At 62.4% G+C, this 19039-nt stretch carries 16 protein-coding genes; 7 read left to right on the top strand and 9 right to left on the bottom strand.

The genetic code is table 11. The features are described 5' to 3' along the window. Positions 1-20: 20 nt before the first annotated feature. Positions 21-4874 carry a PKD domain-containing protein gene (locus EK369_RS12815; protein WP_164726991.1) on the top strand — a complete coding sequence of 1618 codons (4854 nt, stop codon included), beginning with the start codon at positions 21-23 and terminating at the stop codon, positions 4872-4874. A gap of 3 nt (positions 4875-4877) precedes the next feature. Continuing rightward, on the top strand, positions 4878-6590 hold the full coding sequence (locus EK369_RS12810; RefSeq protein WP_127114653.1) for an adenylate/guanylate cyclase domain-containing protein: 1713 nt from the start codon (positions 4878-4880) through the stop codon (positions 6588-6590). 126 nt (positions 6591-6716) lie between these two features. Here EK369_RS12810 and EK369_RS12805 read toward each other — a convergent pair whose 3' ends face one another. Then, entirely contained in the window at positions 6717-7301 is a 585-nt protein-coding gene (locus tag EK369_RS12805; RefSeq protein WP_127114652.1) for an rRNA large subunit pseudouridine synthase E, read from the bottom strand. Positions 7302-7409: 108 nt separating this feature from the next. Between EK369_RS12805 and EK369_RS12800 the strand changes: the two genes are divergently transcribed. From EK369_RS12800 to EK369_RS12785, 4 genes are all read left to right on the top strand, one after another. Further along, positions 7410-8549: a trans-sulfuration enzyme family protein gene (locus EK369_RS12800; RefSeq protein ID WP_127114651.1), complete on the top strand. Its 1140-nt coding sequence runs from the start codon at positions 7410-7412 to the stop codon at positions 8547-8549. A 64-nt stretch (positions 8550-8613) separates the two neighbouring features. Beyond that, positions 8614-9834 carry an MFS transporter gene (locus EK369_RS12795; protein ID WP_127114650.1) on the top strand — a complete coding sequence of 407 codons (1221 nt, stop codon included), beginning with the start codon at positions 8614-8616 and terminating at the stop codon, positions 9832-9834. Between the two features lie 71 nt (positions 9835-9905). Continuing rightward, positions 9906-10631 carry a BUD32 family EKC/KEOPS complex subunit gene (locus EK369_RS12790; RefSeq protein WP_127114649.1) on the top strand — a complete coding sequence of 242 codons (726 nt, stop codon included), beginning with the start codon at positions 9906-9908 and terminating at the stop codon, positions 10629-10631. Positions 10632-10738: 107 nt separating this feature from the next. Next, positions 10739-12571, top strand: coding sequence for an adenylate/guanylate cyclase domain-containing protein (locus EK369_RS12785; RefSeq protein ID WP_164726990.1), 1833 nt, complete (start codon positions 10739-10741; stop codon positions 12569-12571). Here EK369_RS12785 and EK369_RS12780 read toward each other — a convergent pair. The 4 genes from EK369_RS12780 to EK369_RS21805 form a co-directional block, all read right to left on the bottom strand. Next, on the bottom strand, positions 12568-14304 hold the full coding sequence (locus tag EK369_RS12780) for an adenylate/guanylate cyclase domain-containing protein (protein ID WP_127114647.1): 1737 nt from the start codon (positions 14302-14304) through the stop codon (positions 12568-12570). The two genes, EK369_RS12785 and EK369_RS12780, sit on opposite strands and share 4 nt — an antisense overlap. Positions 14305-14443: 139 nt before the next feature. Next, positions 14444-14665, bottom strand: a complete 222-nt coding sequence (gene rpmE, locus EK369_RS12775; RefSeq protein WP_127114646.1) for a 50S ribosomal protein L31 — start codon at positions 14663-14665, stop codon at positions 14444-14446. An 11-nt stretch (positions 14666-14676) separates the two neighbouring features. Beyond that, positions 14677-15051 (bottom strand): 50S ribosomal protein L19, encoded by a 375-nt coding sequence (rplS, locus tag EK369_RS12770; RefSeq protein WP_127114645.1) that lies wholly within the window; start codon positions 15049-15051, stop codon positions 14677-14679. A 179-nt stretch (positions 15052-15230) separates the two neighbouring features. Further along, positions 15231-15407, bottom strand: a complete 177-nt coding sequence (locus EK369_RS21805; protein ID WP_164726989.1) for a hypothetical protein — start codon at positions 15405-15407, stop codon at positions 15231-15233. Positions 15408-15465: 58 nt separating this feature from the next. On the opposite strand from EK369_RS21805, the gene EK369_RS12765 reads away from it, so the two are divergent. After that, the gene (locus tag EK369_RS12765; protein WP_127114644.1) at positions 15466-16350 is read left to right on the top strand and encodes a hypothetical protein; all 885 of its coding nucleotides are present in this window, start codon (positions 15466-15468) and stop codon (positions 16348-16350) included. Positions 16351-16434: 84 nt separating this feature from the next. Here EK369_RS12765 and EK369_RS12760 read toward each other — a convergent pair whose 3' ends face one another. From EK369_RS12760 to rimM, 4 genes are all read right to left on the bottom strand, one after another. Further along, positions 16435-16767 carry a YegP family protein gene (locus EK369_RS12760; protein ID WP_127114643.1) on the bottom strand — a complete coding sequence of 111 codons (333 nt, stop codon included), beginning with the start codon at positions 16765-16767 and terminating at the stop codon, positions 16435-16437. A 76-nt stretch (positions 16768-16843) separates the two neighbouring features. Then, complete coding sequence (gene trmD, locus EK369_RS12755; protein WP_127114642.1) at positions 16844-17650, bottom strand: tRNA (guanosine(37)-N1)-methyltransferase TrmD; 807 nt, start codon at positions 17648-17650, stop codon at positions 16844-16846. Beyond that, a complete protein-coding gene (locus tag EK369_RS12750; RefSeq protein WP_127114641.1) occupies positions 17640-18467 on the bottom strand; it encodes a hypothetical protein in 828 nt (275 codons plus the stop codon). The genes trmD and EK369_RS12750 overlap by 11 nt, the downstream gene beginning before the upstream one ends. After that, a complete protein-coding gene (rimM, locus tag EK369_RS12745; RefSeq protein ID WP_127114640.1) occupies positions 18468-18971 on the bottom strand; it encodes a ribosome maturation factor RimM in 504 nt (167 codons plus the stop codon). It abuts the gene before it with no gap. Positions 18972-19039 lie beyond the last annotated feature (68 nt).

Here is a 19039-nt window from a genome sequence, read left to right as displayed (position 1 = left end):
AGACAATGGGGATGGCTCGAATGGCTGGTCTGAAGGCTTGGATTGTCGCTGCTCTGTGCTTGGGGGGACCTGCCTATTCACAGGACAGATCACCCGCACCCGAGGATGGGTTGCTGGTGGTTTATGGCCTCAACGCGCCCACCCGCGAAGGTGACATCGACCACCGAGAAACCATCTTTTTCAGCGTGCCCAAGGATATGCGCGACCGGGTCTATGTGCGTATCTTTGATCCCGAAATGGGCGGCGCGCATGACTTCCGTTATGGCCGCTACGGCGGCACCGCTACGCTTTATCGCGTCTTTGGTGGCGACGATGCCTTCAGCGGGGCCACTCTGCCGGAACCCGTCACATCAGGGAGCGTACCGCGCAAGGTAAAGCGCGCCGACGTGCTGGCCATGGGCCCCGGCAAGGTGCTGCACGAAAAACGGTACGAGGCCGACACCGCGACGGATGGCACCTGGGTCTCGCTCGGGGCGGTACGTGCCCGTCAGGGTCAGGTGATCGGCGACAAGGCGTGGTTCCGCCTGGAAGTGATCGGAGTGGATGGTGATGACGGCAACGGGTTCAACGTCGACATCAGCCTTGCACGCGACCGCCACAAACCGTCCGATGAAATCGACGTTGTGGCCTATCAGCCAACCATCCGCTGGCCCGGCGGCACCACCGGCACCCGGGTCGAGTTCCTGAACACCGCCGAAGGCCCCCTGACCATCCAGAACTTTGACGGGGCGGCTGCTGATTTGCGGCTCAACCAGATGTATTCCGACATCCGCCTGCGCGCGTCCGGTCAGAACACCTGGATCTCGGAAGAGGTCACAACAGACGAAGACCTGCTGGCCATCACACTCAAAGGTGGGTTCGAGACGCCGAACGACGTGACGCTCTCGATCTTTGATGCCGACGGGCAGGCCATGCCGATCCTGATGCCACCCCGCCGCGCACCAGACCCCGAGCGCCCCAAGGCGTTGCCACGCGCCAGAGAGCTTGCGGATTGTGCTTCGGTGGCCTTTGACGGCAGCTTTGAAGAGGCAAGCCCGCTTTTGGCTTATCGCTGGGACTTTGGCGATGGCGGCACCTCGGATGAACCGGTGATTGTCTACAGCTACGCCCAACCCGGCAAACCCGACGTGCGCCTGCGCGTGCTGGAACCCGGCACCCGCGCCGCGCGCGGCAATGAGGCTCTTGTTCCGGTGCATGTGCGTGTTGCCCCACGCGCCGAGGCCGGTGCGGACATCGTTGTGGCACCCGGCGATCTTGTGCCGTTTGACGCCACCGGATCGGCCCCCTCGGACCTGCCTATCTCGCGCTATCTCTGGACCTTTGGCGATGGCGAAACCGCCACCAGTGCCACGTCGCAGAAAGTGTACACCAACCCCGGCAGCTACCGCGCACTGCTGCGGGTGATGGATGACAGCAACCATCCCTGTAACTTCGGTGTTGCCAGCCGCATGGTGCAGGTCAACTTTGCCCCCGTGGCCGAGGCTGGCACCGATCTCACCACCATTGTCGGTCAGGAAATCCGCCTCAGCGGCGCAGCCAGCTATGACGTTGACGGCGCGATCCAGCGTTTTGAGTGGGACATGGCCGATGGCACCACGCTGACCGGCCCCGACATCCGTCACGCCTTTCAGCAATCCGGCACCTACACCGTGACCCTTGCTGTCACGGATGACAGCGGCGTGTCGAACGCCACGGCCACCGACACGGTCACCATTCGCGTCAACGCGCCCCCCGTGCCGGTTGCCAAAGGCCCCGCCGAACAGATCGCTGTGGGCGAAGCCGTGCTGCTTGACGGCGCTGACTCCAGCGACGCTGATGGCGCGATCATCACCTATCTCTGGGATTTCGGCGATGGCGCCATGGGCGAAGGCCCGATGGTGGAATACGCCTGGGCCGCGCCGGGCATCTATGACATCACCCTGACGGTGATCGACAACTCCGGCACCGCCTCGGCCTCGCAAAGCACCACCATTCCGGTGATCGTCAATACCCGTCCCGTGGCGCGCGCGGGCGAGGACCAGTTTGTGACCACTTCCGAAGTGCGGTTCAACGGCGCCCGTTCCAGCGACGTGGACGGCAAGATCATTGCCTATCTCTGGGAGTTCGGCGATGGCCGGACCGGAGCCGGGCCAACACCGGTGCACAGCTATCAGCGCCCCGGAGTCTACGAGGTTGCGCTGACGGTCAAGGATGACAGCGGCGCGCCACAAAGCACCCACCGCGACACCATGGTCGTGACCGTCAACGCCGCCCCAATTGCGGATGCCGGACCTGCGATGACCGTCGCACCGGGCGAAGAGTTTACACTGGACGGCGGGGCCTCGGTTGATCCCGACGGCAAGATCGCGCGCTATGAGTGGCGCTTTGATGATGGCAGCACCAAGCCGGGCAAACGCCTGCCCATGGCCTTTGATACCCCCGGTATGCACCGCGTTCTGCTGACCGTGTCGGATGATTTCCGCGGCGGCTCTGCCTCGGACGAGGCCGAAGTGCTGATCCAGGTCAATGCCACCCCGACAGCCATTGCCGGGGCCGACCGTCTTGTCGCGCCGGATCAGACCATCCGCTTCAACGCCCTGCGCTCGCATGACCCGGATGGCGGGCTAGCCACTTACGAGTGGGAGTTCGACGATCTCAGCCAGGTTCTCGAAGGCGCCGTCATTGAACGGGCCTGGCCGACACCCGGCATCTACAACGCCCGCCTGACGGTACGTGACGACAGCGCGGTGGCCAACAGCACGGCGGTCGACTCGGTGACGATCCGTGTGAACCACGCCCCCGTGGCCGAGGCCGGACCCTCCATTGACACCGACCGCCTGCAAGTGCGGCTGGATGCCGGGGCCTCCAGCGACGCTGACGGCGATGCGCTGATCTACAAGTGGGACTTTGGCGACGGCTCGCCCCAGGTGCAGGGCCGCGAGGTTGTGCATGTCTTCCCCAATTCCGGCCGCTTCCCGGTGACGCTCTGGGTGGATGACGGCACCGGCCTGTCCAACTCTGGCGCAATTGATGCCACGACGGTCACGATCAACACACGCCCCGTTGCCGTTGCGGGCGGCAATCGCGAGGTTTGCTCGGGACAGTCGATCCTGTTTGACGCCTCCGGCTCCACCGACGCCGACGGCGATCTCCTGCTATACACTTGGGATTTTGGCGACGGCTCAGAGTCCGACATCATCAACCCCACCAAAACCTACGAGATGCCCGGCACCTACCCGGTCACGCTCAAGGTTATGGACGAAAGCGGCTCTGAGCGTGGCGAAGACCTCGACCGTGTCGCGGTGATCGTCCAAGAGGGCCCGATTGCCCGCGCAGGCGAGGATATGACCGTCTGCGTGAACCAGTCCGTGCGGCTCGACGGCACCGCCTCGACCGACGCGGATGGCTCGGTGAATGCCTATGAATGGACCTTTGGCGACGGCAGCCGCACCAGCGGTGCCACCCCGACCAAGACCTTTACCCGCGTGGGTACGCAGGTCGTGACCCTCACCATCACCGGCGATGCGCTGGGCCAGTGCAGCCCGCTTGATATCGACTCGATGAATGTCACGGTGCTGCCCGCCAAGTCGCAATCCATCGACGCCGTGCGCCGTGCCCCCGTGGGCGAGCCGGTCAGCTTTACCGCTGTCCTTGGCGATGAACCCGGCACCGGCGATCCCACCGGCTTTAGCTGGACCTTCTCGGATGGCGGCAGCGCCACGGGGCAATCGGTGGATTACACCTTTGCCGAACCCGGCGTTTATTTCGCCACGCTCGTAACCGCCCTGGAAGGCGGGCAGAAAGACTGTGGCAACCTCGAAACCCGCCACAAGATCATTGTGAACGCAGCCCCCGAGCCGCTGATCGACGCTCCGGCCAAGGTGGCCGTCGGCACGCTGGTCGCTTTTGACGGCGCCGAGTCGATTGATCTGGACGGGGTCATCACCGGCTTTGCCTGGGACTTTGGCGACGGCAACACCGCCACCGGCGTGGCCCCCGGCCACCGCTATGAACAGCCCGGCACATACACCGTGAAACTCGCGGTCACCGATGACGCCGGCATCGCCAACAGCCTCGTCACCCGCGAGCACGAGATCATCGTGAACCCGGTGCCGCTGGCAGGTTTGTCCAACCCGGCACCCTATTGCCCGGCCAAACCGCGCCAATGGCAGGCCAATGTCGCCGCTGGCACGCTGGTGCAATGGCAGTTTGGCGATGGTCAGACCGCCGAAGGCGCAGAGGTCTCGCACAGCTTTGCCAAGCCGGGTCTCTACCCGGTGTCGGTGATGACCGATGATGGCCTTGGCCTTGCCAACTCACGTCACCGAGAAGAGGTCTATGCCCGCGTCAACGCCGTGCCTCATGCCGACGCTGGCCCCGATCAGGTTGTCTGCCCGGGGCAAGAGGTCAGCTTTATGGCCAATGCCAGCGACAGTGATGGCGACGTGACCAGTGTGCGCTGGGTCTTTTCTGACGGTATCACCCTCGAAGGCGCCAAGGTCAGCCGCAGCTTTGACAGCGCAGGCCCGGTCGAGGCGCTGTTGCAGGTCACGGACGACAGCGGTTCGGACTGCGCCGTGGGACAGGACGTGGCCATGGTGCTGGTGAACACCCCGCCCAGTGTTGAGGCCGGACCTGACCGTGACACGCCCGTGGGCGCGGCCCATGACGTGTTGCGCTTTGATGCAAGTGGGGCCTCTGACCCGGACGGGCAGGGCGTGCGCATCACCTGGGACTTTGGCGACCAGACCAGCACCACGGGCGCCGTGGCGCGGCATCGCTACGCCAGCCCGGGCAGCTACACGGTAACCGTAACCGCCAGGGACAGTACGGGATTGACCTGTGGCGTGTCCACCGATACGGCCACCGTAACTGCCACCGCGCGAGACGGCTAAAACATGCGTTTCCCCCTGACGCTGAAATTCTTCCTGTTTGCAGCCCTCGTGGCCGTGGTGCCGCTTGCGCTTGTGGGGGAAAACCTGATCCGCATCGCGCGGGACGAGCTGAAAAGTGCGGTGAACGAAGACCTCACCGGCGTTGCAGCACAGGTCAGCAACGAATTTGACTCGCTTTATCAGGGCCAGTGGCTCGCCCCGCTTGCGGTGATCCGTTCGGGCGTCGACAACCCGCAGCTGGATGTCTCGCAAAAAGTGTCGCTCCTGACCGAAGGCATGGAGCAGATGGCGGACGTTGTTGCCCTGCAGCTCAGCGTCCAAGGCGCGGCCCTGCCGCTCATGGTCACCGATCAGGACTTCAGCCAGGAACTGGCCGCGGCCGGTCTGGACCCGGTCAGGATGCTCTCGACCTCTCCCGAACTGGTCGCCAATATCGAAAGTACGGGCCAATATGGCCGCCCCATCATCTCGCGCATTGCCGAGACCGGCGACTGGATCGCCACGCTGACCCTGCCGATGGAAAGCAAGATCGCCGGACGTAAGCTCACGCTCGCGGCCAAGATCAACCTGACCACGCTGCGGGATCGGGTGGAACGCCATCCGTTTTATCAGCGCGGCCAGATCACCGTTGTCGATCATGCGGGCCGGACCGCGCTGGTGGATCAGGTGCGCGTGATCTCGGATCGCTCCATCGTGGCCTCGGCCATGCCCCTGATCGTGGCGGGCGCGCGGGCCGACGCGCTGGAAAGCTACGTCCGCGATGATGGCACGCTCATGCTGGGGGCCTATGCCTTTCCCGATTGGTTCCCTTGGGCCGTAATCACGGAACTCTCCGAGAAAGACGCCTACGCGGTGGTCGATGAGATGATGAAAAGCATCCTTGTCGTCGGCGCCTTGGGGTTTGCTGCCGCCTCAGCCGCCGCTTTGATCTTTTCCCGAGGTCTCACCGGCCCCATCCTCAAGATCGGGCGCGTGGCGGACCAGATCGCGCGCGGCGAATTTGCGGCCCGCGTCAAAAACGTCCGGTCACGGGATGAAATTGGCGACCTCGCCAAACGTGTGAACGTCATGGCGGGCGAGTTGGGTGAGCGGCTGGAACTGATGAAATTCGTGAGCCACGAAACCGTCTCTGCCATTCAGGCTCAGGGCAGCGAGGGCATCTCGCGCGGGGGCGAGCGCCGCGCCGTGACCATGTTGTTCTCAGACATCCGGGGCTATACCGCCTTTTCCGAAACCGTCTCGCCCGAGCAGGTCATCGAAGTGCTGAACCGCCTGTTCGAGGCCCAGGCGGCTGTGGTCGAGAAACATGGCGGCGACATCGACAAATTCGTAGGCGACGAACTCATGGCCATGTTCACCGGAGAAGACAAGGAACTGCGCGCCACGCTCTGCGCGGTCGAGATTGAACAGGCCCTCTCTGAGACTGTCGACGATCAGATCGGCAGCGCGCTCGAGGTTGGCATCGGAATTGCTTCGGGCGACGCGGTGCTTGGCGCCATGGGGGCGCGGGACCGGATGGATTATACCGTGCTCGGCTCGACCGTGAACCTTGCGGCCCGGCTTTGCAGCAAGGCGGGGCCGGGCCAGGTCCTGATCGAAGGCGCGACACAGGCCTTTGTGAAAGATGCCGAGGGCGTGGTTCTGACCACCTTGGAGCCGGTGCAGCTCAAGGGCATCGCCGCGCCAGTACCGATTTTCTCGGCAAAACTGGCCTGAGCAAGAGCCACGAAACTGCTTTGGAGCCAGATGCTGTCTGGCAACGTTGGTGACCGCCCGGTTCGACATCACTGGCATTGAAAAGGCTGTTGCGCCCCTACACGAGTCTTACAGCTGGTAGCCCTGTCAACGGGCTGACCCCGGCCCCGGCACCCGGTGCAGCGGCGCGTCGTTCCACTGGCCGCTGAGCAAGCCGTCAATCGACCAGTCGCCAACCGCGTAGCGGATTAGCCGCAGGGTCGGGTGCCCCACCGCAGCCGTCATGCGCCGCACCTGACGGTTGCGGCCTTCGGTAATGGTCAGCCGCAACCAGCTGTCGGGCACTGATTTGCGCACCCGGATCGGCGGATTGCGTGGCCACAGCCCCTCGGGTTCCGCGATCCGTGTCACCTTGGCCGGTTTGGTCATCCCGTCCTTGAGCGTCACGCCCTTGCGCAGCTGGCCCAGGGCGTCGTCCGATGGCACGCCCTCGACCTGGACCCAATAGGTCTTGGGCCATTTGTTTCGGGGGTTGGCAATGCGCTGCTGCAACTTGCCGTCACTGGTCAGCACCAGCAACCCTTCGCTGTCACGATCCAGCCGCCCCGCCGCATAAACGCCCGGCACGTCAATGAAATCCGACAGCGTGCGTCGGGCGCTGCCCTCGGTGCCCTTGTCGGTAAACTGCGACAGCACATCATAAGGCTTGTTGAACAGGATCGTGCGGGCCATGGGAACTCCGACATGTTGCCCCCCTCTCATACGGTGCGCAGCGCAACCCTTGCAAGTCACCCCGGTTTCAAGACAGATAGGCAGGTCTTGCAACAAGGAGCCGCGCCCATGGACCCCAAGGATATGCACCCCGCGACGCTGGCCGCGCAGGCAGGTGGCGTGATTGATGCCCAAAGTGGTGGCGTGGTGCCGCCGATCCAGCCTTCGACCACATTTGCACGTAACCGTGATTATGCGCCGCTGAACCCGCAGAATACCTACGCGCGCGACCACAATGATGCCGTGCGCCAGGCCGAGTCGGTTCTGGCGGGCCTCGAGGGCGGCGCGCAGGCGCTGCTGTTTCCCACGGGCATGGCGGCCATAGCGGGACTATTCCGTACGGTGCCGAATGGGGGGCGTGTGGTGGTGCAATCCGGCATCTACTGGGGCACCACCCGTTGGATTCGCGACTTCTGCACCCGCCGCGACGTGACCCTGACCGAAGTCGACGCCTCGGACGTGGCTGCGCTTGCCGCTGCCTGCGCCACGCCGGCGCAACTGGTCTGGATCGAAACGCCCTCGAACCCCTGGCTCAAGACCACCGACATCGCCGCCGCCGCCGGGGCGGCAAAGTCTGCAGGTGCCTTGCTTGTGGTGGACAGCACCGCCGCGACCCCGATCCTCAGCCAACCTCTGGCGCTTGGGGCGGACATTGTCATGCATTCCGCCACCAAGGCCATCAACGGCCATTCTGATGTGTTGGGCGGCGTGCTGATCGCCCGCGAAACCTCGCCAACCTGGGAGGCGATTGCCGAAGACCGCGCCACCGCCGGGGCGGTGATGGGCCCGTTCGAGGCCTGGCTGTTGCTGCGCGGCATGCGCACCCTGCCGCTCAGGGTGAAACAGATGTGCGCCAACGCCGCTGCCATCGCCGACTATCTTGCGGATCATCCCCGTGTCGATGCGGTCCTCTACCCCGGCCTTGCCAGCCACCAGGGTCACGAGATCGCCAGCCGCCAGATGCAGGGGGGTTATGGCTTTCTCATGTCCTTTGTCGTCAAAGGTGGCCGCGACGCCGCCCTGGCGGCCGCTGGCAAACTCAACCTCTTTCACCGCGCCACCTCGCTTGGTGGGGTCGAGAGCCTCGTGGAACACCGCGCCACCATCGAGCCGCATTCAGGCATCCCCGAAGGCCTTTTGCGCATCTCTGTCGGCATCGAGGACGCAGGCGATCTGATCGCGGATCTCGGACAGGCTCTGGGGCAGTAAACCTTTGCCACACACCGGGTTTCTACGGCTATACAGAGGTTCCCCGGCACACTAGCGTGTCGGGATGTACAGCGACACGCACCTAGACAGCCGATACTCATGGATACGCCTTGGCATTACGCTTGCCATTGCGCTGGTGATCAATGTCGGCATGTGGGCGGTGATCGTGGTGATGCCTGCCGTACAGGCCGAATTCGGCATCGACCGGGCGGATGCGTCGATGCCCTATACGCTGACCATGATCGGCTTTGCGCTGGGCAACCTGTTGATTGGACGTGCGGTGGATCGCTTTGGCGTGGCATGGTCCCTGATCGGCTCAGCTTTGCTGGCGGCCTTTGGTTATCTCGCCGTGGCCTTCAGTGGCAGTGTTGCCATGATCTCGGCGCTGCACCTTGCGCTGGGGTTTGGCACGGCGGCCGGGTTTGGCCCGCTGATCGCTGACATCTCTCTGTGGTTCCACAATCGTCGCGGCATCGCTGTCGCCATTGCGGCCAGCGGCAACTATCTGTCAGGCGCGATCTGGCCGATCCTCCTCAGCGGTGTGCTGGATGCCTATGGCTGGCGCGAGGCCTATATGGTGCTTGCAGCCCTGACCCTGATCGTGGTGATCCCGCTGGCGCTGATGCTGCGCCGCCGCGCGCCGCTCGAGGGGGCAGATGGTGATGCGGCCAGCCCCACCGCCCACACCCGCGCCTTTTCTCCGCGCACGCTGCAATGGATGCTTTTTCTTGCGGGCGTAGGATGTTGCGTTGCCATGTCCATGCCGCAGGTCCATATCGTCTCGTTCTGTGTCGACCTTGGCTATGGCCCGGCCATTGGCGCCGAGATGCTGTCGCTGATGCTGCTGGGCGGCGTCGGGTCCCGGCTGATCTCGGGTCTGCTGTCTGACAAACTGGGCGGGGTCATGACGCTGTTGATCGGATCAACCCTGCAATGTCTTGCGCTGTTTCTCTATCTGCCCTTTGACGGGCTGGTGCCGCTCTATGTCATCAGCCTGATCTTTGGCCTCTCGCAGGGCGGCATAGTCCCCGCCTATGCGGTGATCGTGCGCGAGTACATGCCCGCGCGCGAGGCCGGGGCGCGGGTGGGTCTCGTCATGATGGCAACCATCCTCGGCATGGCGCTGGGCGGCTGGATGTCCGGCTGGATCTACGATGTCACCGGCAGCTATCAATGGGCTTTCCTCAATGGCATTGCCTGGAACTTCCTCAACATCGGCATCGTTCTCCTGATATTCCTGCGTGGACGCTCTGGCCCGCGCCGCACCGCGCCGGTGCCAGCGTGACCCGCAATCACCTTGCCATCCCGCAGGGCAGGGCGTTATAGCGGCGCCCAACCCTTCAACAGGCTGACCGCATGACCGACACACCTCCTACCCAGGCCAAACCGGCCCCCCTCCGCCGGATCGGGCAGGTCGAGGTGGATGGCCGTCTTGGATGGCGCAAACAGGTGGAAACCCTCGGTCTGTCACTGCGCCTGCGCAAAGGTGATCCCCAAAAGGGGTTTGACCGCGAAAAGAACACTTACCTGGCGTTGCAGGGCAAAGGGCTACCAGTGCCCGATCTGTTGGACGTTGGGGATAGTTTCTTTGTCACAGCTCATGCTGGCCCCAACCTGTTTCACCTGCGCAAAGGCAATCCCGAACACCCCGAAGTGTTCAACAACGCCCTCGTCGAAGCCGCCACCGCGCTGGCCCATCTGCACGCCGGAGGCTTTTGTCATGGACGCCCCGCGCTCAAGGATATCTGCTGGCAGGACGGTCGCGTGACCTTTATCGACCTCGACCGTGCGGGACCCGGCAGCGCCGACGGGCAGGGCTATGCCCGTGATATCTTGATCTTCTTTTTCAGCGCCATCACCGAAACCGGCGGCACCGGCCCCGAGATCGCCGCCGCGGCTCGGGCCTATCGTAACGCGGACACCGGTGGCCACTGGAACCGTGCCGTTGCCCGCGCGCAGCGGCTCAATCGCTACCGTTGGGCGCTGGCCCCCCTGTCCAAACTCCTGAAAAACAAGCGCGAATTTCGTGCGATCCTGCCGTTTCTAGGTTTTATGACTCGCGAACCGGCGGTCTTGCCCTAGACCTGCCCGATGGCATGGCTATAGACTGGGCCACCGGCGAGAATTGACCGTCGGCGCATGACATGATGCGATATTTATTAAAACAAACGACAAAAACCTGGCTCCATATGCGCATACCTCTGACATTCAGCATTTTCTCTGTCATCCTCCTGATCGGCCTGACGCTGTCGTTTTCCATCGTCGGCTACAGCTACACGCGCCAGAAAGAGGCCGCCTTTCTCGCCACCACTGCGTTGATGGAACGCTCAGCCGAGAACCTGCGCCTGCGGACCGAGATGCTGATCGCCCCCATCGACCAGGTGGCGCGTCAGTCCAACTCCTGGCCCGGCGTGACCCGCGAACCCACGCACCAGGGGCATCCGGCCCTGCGGCGCCTGATCGCTGTCCTGCAACGCCACCCCCAGATCGCCGCAGTCAACTTTGGCTATGACACCGGCAGCTATTACATGGTCGCCGCCGCCAGCTCGCGCAGCCCCGACGAAATGGACCGCATGGGTGCCCCGGCCGAGACCATGTTCATCGAACGGGTCATCCTGCGTGGCGAAGGCGGTGATGGCCGTCCGCTCACCCGCTTTATCTCGGCAGAGGGCGATTTCCTCGGCGACACCCGTGTCGGCCCGCGCAGCTATGACCCCCGCAACCGCCCCTGGTATCAATCCGTGCGCGAAGGTGCCTCCGAGGCCCGCTCGCAGGTCTACCTGTTTCACGCCAGCCGTCAGCCCGGCCTGACGATCAGCCAACGCAATGAAACCGGCGTGGTGGGTGTCGACATCACCCTGCGCCAGATGGAAGAGTTTCTGAAATCCGACGATCTTGCGCGGGATGGCGTGTTGGCGGTTCTGGGGCCAGAGGGCGCAGCCCTTGCCCGTGCCGGTGCGCATAGCGCCGGGGATGATGTGCTGGCAACGCTGTCCGCCCGGCGTGCGCAACAGGACGGTTTCCGCTCGGGCGCGATCAAGGTCGGAAACGAGTTCTGGATCGCGCATATCGACCCGGCCCCCTTTGGCGAAGGCACCAACGAAGCGCTTGTGCTGGCCATGCCGATCCGTGTGCTGGCGGCCCCGATCATTCGCGTTTTCCGCAATGCCATCCTGATGTCGCTGGCGATCACCCTGATAAGCGTGCCCCTGATCTGGTTCATCTCACGCGGCCTCTCAAGCCCGCTCAAGGCGCTGTCCAGAGATGCCGAACGCATCCGCCGCTTTGACCTGACGCAGACTGACTTCAAACCCTCTCGGGTCGAAGAGATCTTTCAACTACAGGTCTCGCTGTCCCGCATGACCAACAGCCTCAGCATCTTCACCAGCTACGTGCCCAAGGCGCTTGTGCGCGGCTTTCTGGAACGTGATGCGACGCCGCAGCTGGGTGGTGAGAACAAGGATCTGACCGTGTTCTTCATGGATCTGGAGAACTTTACCGCCATGTCCTCGGACCTGCCACCCGAGGAAACCATGCGCCGCATGTCCAACCTCTTCGAAGAGGTGACCCAGGTGCTGCAGGCCCACGGCGCCACCATCGACAAATACATCGGTGACGCGGTCATGGCCTTCTGGAATGCGCCCGAAGACGTCGAAGATCACGAGGCCAAGGCCTGTCAGGCCGCGCTGGCCGTGCGCGATGTTGCCACTGCCGAGATCGCCAAGTGGAATGTTCAGGGCCTGCCCCTGCGTCCGCGGATCGGCCTGCATTGCGGTGAGGCCATTGTCGGCAACGTCGGCAGCTCGGACCGCATGAACTACACCGCGCTTGGCGCCACCGTGAACCTTGCCGCCCGGCTCGAGGCCGCGAACCGCGCGCTTGGCACTTCGATCCTGATCAGCCCCGACCTCAAAGCCCGTGTCGAAGGCCGAATAGATATGGTTTCTGTCGGTCAGGTTGATCTGAAAGGCTACAAGGAACCGGTTGAGGTCTTTGAAGTCACCGGTGTGGTCGAGGATTAATCCGGCATCCCGGCGCGGCGCAGCCCCTCAAGCCAGTGCTCATGATCGTCCGGATAACGGATCGGGACAATGTCGCGCACCATTGTCACGGTCAAACCCGGCATGACCTGCAGCAGGTGGGCCATGGTCTTTTCCGCCTCGGCCTGAGATCCCGACATCGCCTGGGCCGCCGCAAGCTGCCGCAGCGCCGACGCATAGCTGGGAAACTCCGCCAGCACGTCCCGGCAGATTTCAATGCACCGCGCATAGTTCCGGTCCAGATAAGCCGCGATGCCATGGCCGCCATACCAAAAGGCGCGATAAGGGTCGCGAGGGCTGAGCATGGTCGCGCGTTCCGCACTGGCGCGCGAGGCTTCATAGTCGCGGCTCACGCCATGAAAGGCAGCCATGACACCATGGGCGTTTGACAGGTTGGGATTAAGCTTCAGCGCCCGGTGCAAATGCAAAGGGCCCTTGTCATAGTCACGCCCGAACATCAGCGCCATGCCCAGAATGGAATGGGCATTGGCGTCGGAATCGTCAATACGAACGGCGTCCTGCCCATGGGTGATGGCCTCGGCAATTGCCGCTTTGGTATCAGGGCGCCAAATGTGCAGCATGGCGTGCAACTTGGCGAGCGACAGGATTGCATGGGCATCGGACAGGTTTGGGTCCAGCGCAATTGCGTCGCGGGCATATTGCTGTGCGAGGTCAATATCCTGCTTGCTCAGACGCCCGATATGCCACCGGCCCAACAGCATTTTTTCCCAGGCGCTGGTCTCGGTCGCCGCCTTGCGTTGCGAGCGGTGGGTTTCAGCCCGCAGCGCCTCGGGCGCGACAGCTGCCACGATGGCCTGGGTGATTTCGTCCTGCACCGCAAAGATGTCATCCAGATCCCGGTCGAACCGCCCCGCCCAGATATGCGCCCCCGTCGCGCCTTCGATCAGCTGCGCGGTGACGCGAACCCGGTTGCCTGCCTTGCGCACCGACCCCTCCAGAAGATAGCGCACCCCCAGTTCGGAGCAGACCTCCTCGGTGCGGACCGGTTTGCCCTTGTAGGTGAAACTGGTGTTGCGGGCGATGACAAAGAACTCGCTGAAATGCGACAGCTCGGTGATGATGTCTTCGGATATCCCGTCCGAGAAAAACTCCTGATCCGCGTCCCCCGACATGTTGTCAAAGGCCAGCACCACGATAGATGCCTTGCGGAACTTTTCCTGCGCGACCTTGGTCGGGGCCGGCACAGCTTCGGGCGACCAGGTCAGCACCTCAACGGGTGTCGGGATGTTCTTTAGCGCCAGCGCGCCAATGCTCTGAAACTTTTCGGCCAGAGATGCGGCCAGATGGGCATGCGCGGCGGCAGAAATGGCAATCCCGCCTTCTGGGGCCTCCGCCTCCAGTCGGGCCGCGATGTTGACACCATCGCCAAAGATGTCCTCGCCGCGCTTGATGATGTCCCCGACATTCAGCCCGATCCGGAAACTCAAGTGGGTTTCCAGCGTCTCAACTGGTGTCGCTGGCCCCGTCTGCAGGACCAGCGCACACTGTGCTGCATCCTGAATGCTGCCAAACTCCACCAGCGCGCCGTCACCCAAGAGCTTGACGATCCGCCCGCCATGGGACCTGACCGCGGGCTTGAAAATCTCGATCAGGTTGCGGCTCAGCGCGTCCAGCGTCGCGGTTTCATCCCGCGCCATCAGCCCGGAAAACCCGACCACGTCAATCGCAAGTATGGCTGCCAGTTTGCGCTGCAAAGAAGGTCCTCAGGTTTATCTATTTATCAATGCCTTACCTTGGCACGACGAACCGGATTCACAAAGCGCCATCTGGCCAAACGAAAAACGCCGCCCCGATCCCGGAGCGGCGTTTCTTTTCGAAACCATAAAGCGGTGCTTAGAAGCCCAGACCTTCGTATTTCTTTTTGAACTTCGACACACGGCCGCCAGCGTCCAGCAGGCGCGAGGTGCCGCCGGTCCAGGCCGGGTGCACGGTGGGGTCGATGTCCAGCGACAGGGTGTCGCCCTCGGCGCCCCAGGTCGAACGCATCTTGAGCATCGTGCCATCGGTCATCTTGACGTCGATGAAGTGGTAATCGGGATGAGTGTCTTTTTTCATGATACCGCTCCTCAGGCTTTCTTGGGCTTGTAGTGGGTGTCTTCTGCGATACGCGCGGATTTACCACGGCGGGCGCGCAGATAGTACAGTTTGGCGCGACGCACACGACCACGACGCACAACAGTGATCGAGTCGATGTTGGTCGAATGCAGCGGGAAGTTACGCTCCACGCCTTCGCCAAAAGAAATCTTGCGGACAGTGAACGAACCGGCAATGCCACTGCCGTTGTTACGGGCGATGCAGACGCCTTCGTAGTTCTGAACGCGCGAACGCGAACCTTCGGTCACTTTATAGCCGACACGGATGGTGTCACCGGCTTTGAAGTCGGGGATGTCTTTCCCCAAGGCGGCAATTTGCTCCGCCTCAATCTGTGCGATCAGATCCATCAGACCTTCTCCTATATGCTTGCGGTTTCTCCGCAAAGGTTTCTGCCGTCCAAGAGCTCCGCGTCTTCACCGGGTCCACTGTCGTGCCCGCAGGAGATAGGTCGTCGTTTCTTTGATGTCGTTTCCGCTTTGACATTGGCATGGAAGGACATGCCCAAAACAAAAACGGCCCGCGCGACTCAGGACGAGTTGCCGGACGAGCGGGGTATAGGGGCAATTCGGGTCTGGATCAAGGCGTTTTCTGCCAATCCGGGCAGGCCGCGCCAGGGCAAGAGGGCGCCTTGCAGCCTGCCATCCACGGCTTTGATTTGCCAGCAGAAAACCAATGCGGCACAGCGTTTTGCGTGTGGTGCCATCTGTACATTCCCTCTATGAGGGAATATACTATCTGCCGTAGAGTGTGGAGTTTTGCCCGTGTTGACCTTCTTTTGGATTGCTCTTGCCGGTTTTGGCACAATGGCGCTTGTCGATATTCTGGATGACGACTCTGACGCGCCCAACGAGGACCCTTGCGAGGACAGCTGTGAAGAAGACTATGCAGACTGGCCCGGCGATGACCTGCGCGTCACGCCCGACGGTGGGGATGCCAGCTTTGTCGACGCGCCGGGCGGCACTGATGCGGATGAGTTGATCGAAACCAACATCACCGATGACGTCTACCAAGGGGTTGACGCTGGCGACGGGCTGGACGAGGTGATCATGGGGCTCGGGGACAACGTAGACACACTCAGCGATGATCCGACCGCCGATCACGGCGATGACGTCGCAGGCGAAGAGGGCGATCATGTGATCGTGCGATTGTGCTGTGATGATCTCGCAGGCGCCGCGCAACTCGGGACGGAATACTCTGACACTCTGGACACCTACAGGGTGCAGGAAATCGAAGGTGAAATACCGGTGTTCGAGGCCACGATGGGCAGCGCAGATACGCTGGAAATCCAGATCCCCGACTCCGCAGACGGCGCTGTTTTTGCCGTGGAGGGAACGGATACTTACATATCCGGCTCAGGCAGCCTTGGACCCGAGTTGGAAAATGACTACGCCTATGTCCTCTATTCGGAAACTGGCTCGATCCCTGACGGTCTGCGCACTGACGAAGGGTCAATCTGGTATGACACAAGCTTCGGGCCACTGGAAGAGAATGCCCTCGACGGCATCTATGTGATTGGCCTGGTTGACCTTGGTGACAGCTACTATGCCTACAACCCGGACACCGATGAAACCACCACGTGGGACCGCACCATCGATCTGCCCTCAATCACCCTGACACAGCCCGCAGCCCCCGCTGCCATAGCCTGACGGCAATTTTTTCTAGAAAAAATTGCACCAAGCAGAACTTTCTAGAAAGTTCTGCCCAGCGCTTCATGGGACCCGGAGCTTTGCTCAGGTCAGGTCTTTGGTTTCCGCGTCCGGCGCGTTCTTTTTTACCGACTCGATACCATTGTCGCGCCCCGAGGTGCTCTCGTAGCTTTCCGAGGTGCCGATCACCTGGCCATTGGTGGCCTTGAGGTTGAACATATGCTTGCCCGATTTGGTTTCCTTGCGCTCGTAGCGCGCATCTTCGGGGGCATTTTTCTGGACCGAGGCGATACCGTTCTCGGCGCTGGCGCGTTGCTTGTAGCCTTCGCTTGCCAGAATGATCTCGCCGTTGCCCGCCTTCAGACGGAAGCGAAACTCACCAGCCTTGTCCTTGTAGAGTTCGAATTTCCCGGCCATTGCCAAATCTCCCAATAATCAAACTGTTCGGGGCGATATAAACATGGGCAGGCGGTGGCGTGCAACGACTTCCGGTTTACCCTTGGTCATCCTCGCCCTTGTCCTCATGGGCCGCCCACATGTCCGGGCGACGCTGGCGGGTCAGGGCCCGGGACTGCGCTTTGCGCCATGCCTCGATCTTGCCGTGATGGCCCGACATCAGAACATCGGGGATCTGCCGTCCCATCCACTCGGCCGGCCGGGTGTACTGCGGATGCTCCAACAGGCCGTTGGAATGGCTCTCGTCCTCGATGCTCTCGGCGTTGCCCAGCACATCCGGCAACAGCCGCACCGTGGCGTCAATCATCGCCTGCGCCGCGATCTCGCCGCCGGTCAGCACAAAATCCCCGAGCGACACCTCCTGGATGTTGTAGTGATCCAGCACCCGCTGATCGACGCCCTCGAAACGCCCGCACAGCATGGTGATGCCATCGCACTCTGCCCAGGCCCGTGCCATCTTTTGATCGAACCGCCGCCCGCGCGGGGACAGGTAGACCAACGGCCAGTTGCCGCGCGCGCCGCGCATCGTGTGTTCGATCGCATTGCCCAGCACATCGGCCCGCAGCACCATGCCCGCGCCGCCACCCGCTGGCGTGTCATCCACGTTTCGGTGCTTGCCGATGCCAAAGGGCCGCAGATCGGTGGTCTCAAGCTGCCACTTGCCATCCTTCAGCGCCTTGCCCGTCAGGCTCTCGCCCAGAACACCCGGAAAGGCCTCGGGGAACAGCGTGATGATCCGCGCCGTCCATACCCCGGCCAGCCGCGGATTGTGGCTCATCAACTCGCGCGGCTTGAGCGAGACCGAAATGGATTTGCGCCCATGGGATCGCGGCTTATCCGTCATGACTGAGATCTTTCTCGCTGTTGTCCTGTGTCAACGCCCATCGGTCCCGCGCGGCCTGTTTCGCAACCGGCACATCCTTCCAGGACATCTCGCTCTGATTGATTTCCAGAAACTCCTGTACCAGCTCCTCTGGCAAGGCCTGATTGGTGACCGGAACAGGCTGCAGCTTGTCGCGCACCGCCGGTGAAATGTCGAGCAGGTCCAGGATCGGCGTGACCGGCCCCAACGGCAGAGGTCCGATCTCTTCCAAACGGGCCGTTTCCACCCGATGCGGCTTTACCGCCAAACGCACCATGTCGATGATCCGGCCCAGCTGCGCCGACTCGGCAAACAACTCTTTGTAGCGGTCGGTTGTCATGGTCATGCGGACTGCCCGCAGGTGCTGTGAATGGCAGGATTTCAGCCAGGGTTCGGCATCGCGGGTTGAAAAGTAGAACACCATCTCGGGCGGTTCTTTCATCACCCGCTCGACCGTGTGCACAAAGGCCTTCATCAGGATCGGCGCGGCGTCATAGGTCTTGAGCCCGCGCCGCCCCGGCATGTGTCCAAGCAGGTTTTCAGAACTCAGACAGACATTGCGCTCGAGCTTGCCTTTGAAACGTTCCAGAAACTCCGCCAGCTCATAGGTAAAGGCCAGCAGGTCCAGCAAATCCCGGCTGACAGAATAAGACCGGGCATTTTCGCTGACGGCAGGCATGTGCGAATGGTCAAAAACCAGACACTCGCGGCTCAGGATGCGGCGGTTCTTTTTCAGCATCCTTTGAACCGTCGATGTGCCGGTCTTGTGGAACCCGGCATGGATCACCATGCGGGCCATTCAGAATATCCCTTCGGGTGGATCCGCAATGATACGCCCCGAGGCCAGATCCACCGTGGGCACCGCCTCTCGGGTGAAAGGCAACAGCACCGTGACCGTCAGACCGGGACCATGGATTTCCAACAGGTCGCTCGAACCATGGTTTTGCACTGACTTGACCGTGCCCAGCACCGTGCCCCCGGTGTCGCGCACCTCGAGCCCGATCAGATCGGCGTGGTAGTACTCGTCTTCGGGCAGATCGGGCAGCCGGTCACGCGGCACATAGAGCCGCAGGCCCTTCAGCGCATCGGCGTCTTCCTTGGTGGCAACCCCGGACAACCGCACCGCCAGACCATTCTTGATCGCGCGGGTCACGCGCAGATCAAAACTCTGGCTGCCGTCTTCATTTGTCAGCGGGGCATAGTCGGCAATCGCCTCGGCCTCAGCCGTGAAGCTTTTCAAACGAACCTCGCCGCGCACCCCGTAGGCCCCCGCAATGGCCCCGACACAAACCATGTCTGTCATATGACTCTCGCTACAATATGCCCGTTAGTTTTCCCCGATACGGACGGCAAGGGCAAGCCATCCGCCGC

It is taken from the genome of Shimia sediminis (genome assembly GCF_003990645.1).
Lineage (GTDB): Bacteria > Pseudomonadota > Alphaproteobacteria > Rhodobacterales > Rhodobacteraceae > Shimia > Shimia sediminis.
This window is presented reverse-complemented; position numbering and strand designations above follow the sequence as displayed.

Coding starts and splice junctions, on each gene's coding strand:
- EK369_RS12815 (WP_164726991.1), top strand. CDS start 21: ATGGCTGGTCTGAAGGCTTGGATTGTCGCTGCTCTGTGCTTGGGGGGA.
- EK369_RS12810 (WP_127114653.1), top strand. CDS start 4,878: ATGCGTTTCCCCCTGACGCTGAAATTCTTCCTGTTTGCAGCCCTCGTG.
- EK369_RS12805 (WP_127114652.1), bottom strand. CDS start 7,301: ATGGCCCGCACGATCCTGTTCAACAAGCCTTATGATGTGCTGTCGCAG.
- EK369_RS12800 (WP_127114651.1), top strand. CDS start 7,410: ATGGACCCCAAGGATATGCACCCCGCGACGCTGGCCGCGCAGGCAGGT.
- EK369_RS12795 (WP_127114650.1), top strand. CDS start 8,614: ATGTACAGCGACACGCACCTAGACAGCCGATACTCATGGATACGCCTT.
- EK369_RS12790 (WP_127114649.1), top strand. CDS start 9,906: ATGACCGACACACCTCCTACCCAGGCCAAACCGGCCCCCCTCCGCCGG.
- EK369_RS12785 (WP_164726990.1), top strand. CDS start 10,739: ATGCGCATACCTCTGACATTCAGCATTTTCTCTGTCATCCTCCTGATC.
- rpmE (WP_127114646.1), bottom strand. CDS start 14,665: ATGAAAAAAGACACTCATCCCGATTACCACTTCATCGACGTCAAGATG.
- rplS (WP_127114645.1), bottom strand. CDS start 15,051: ATGGATCTGATCGCACAGATTGAGGCGGAGCAAATTGCCGCCTTGGGG.
- EK369_RS21805 (WP_164726989.1), bottom strand. CDS start 15,407: ATGGCACCACACGCAAAACGCTGTGCCGCATTGGTTTTCTGCTGGCAA.
- EK369_RS12760 (WP_127114643.1), bottom strand. CDS start 16,767: ATGGCCGGGAAATTCGAACTCTACAAGGACAAGGCTGGTGAGTTTCGC.
- trmD (WP_127114642.1), bottom strand. CDS start 17,650: ATGACGGATAAGCCGCGATCCCATGGGCGCAAATCCATTTCGGTCTCG.
- EK369_RS12750 (WP_127114641.1), bottom strand. CDS start 18,467: ATGGCCCGCATGGTGATCCATGCCGGGTTCCACAAGACCGGCACATCG.
- rimM (WP_127114640.1), bottom strand. CDS start 18,971: ATGACAGACATGGTTTGTGTCGGGGCCATTGCGGGGGCCTACGGGGTG.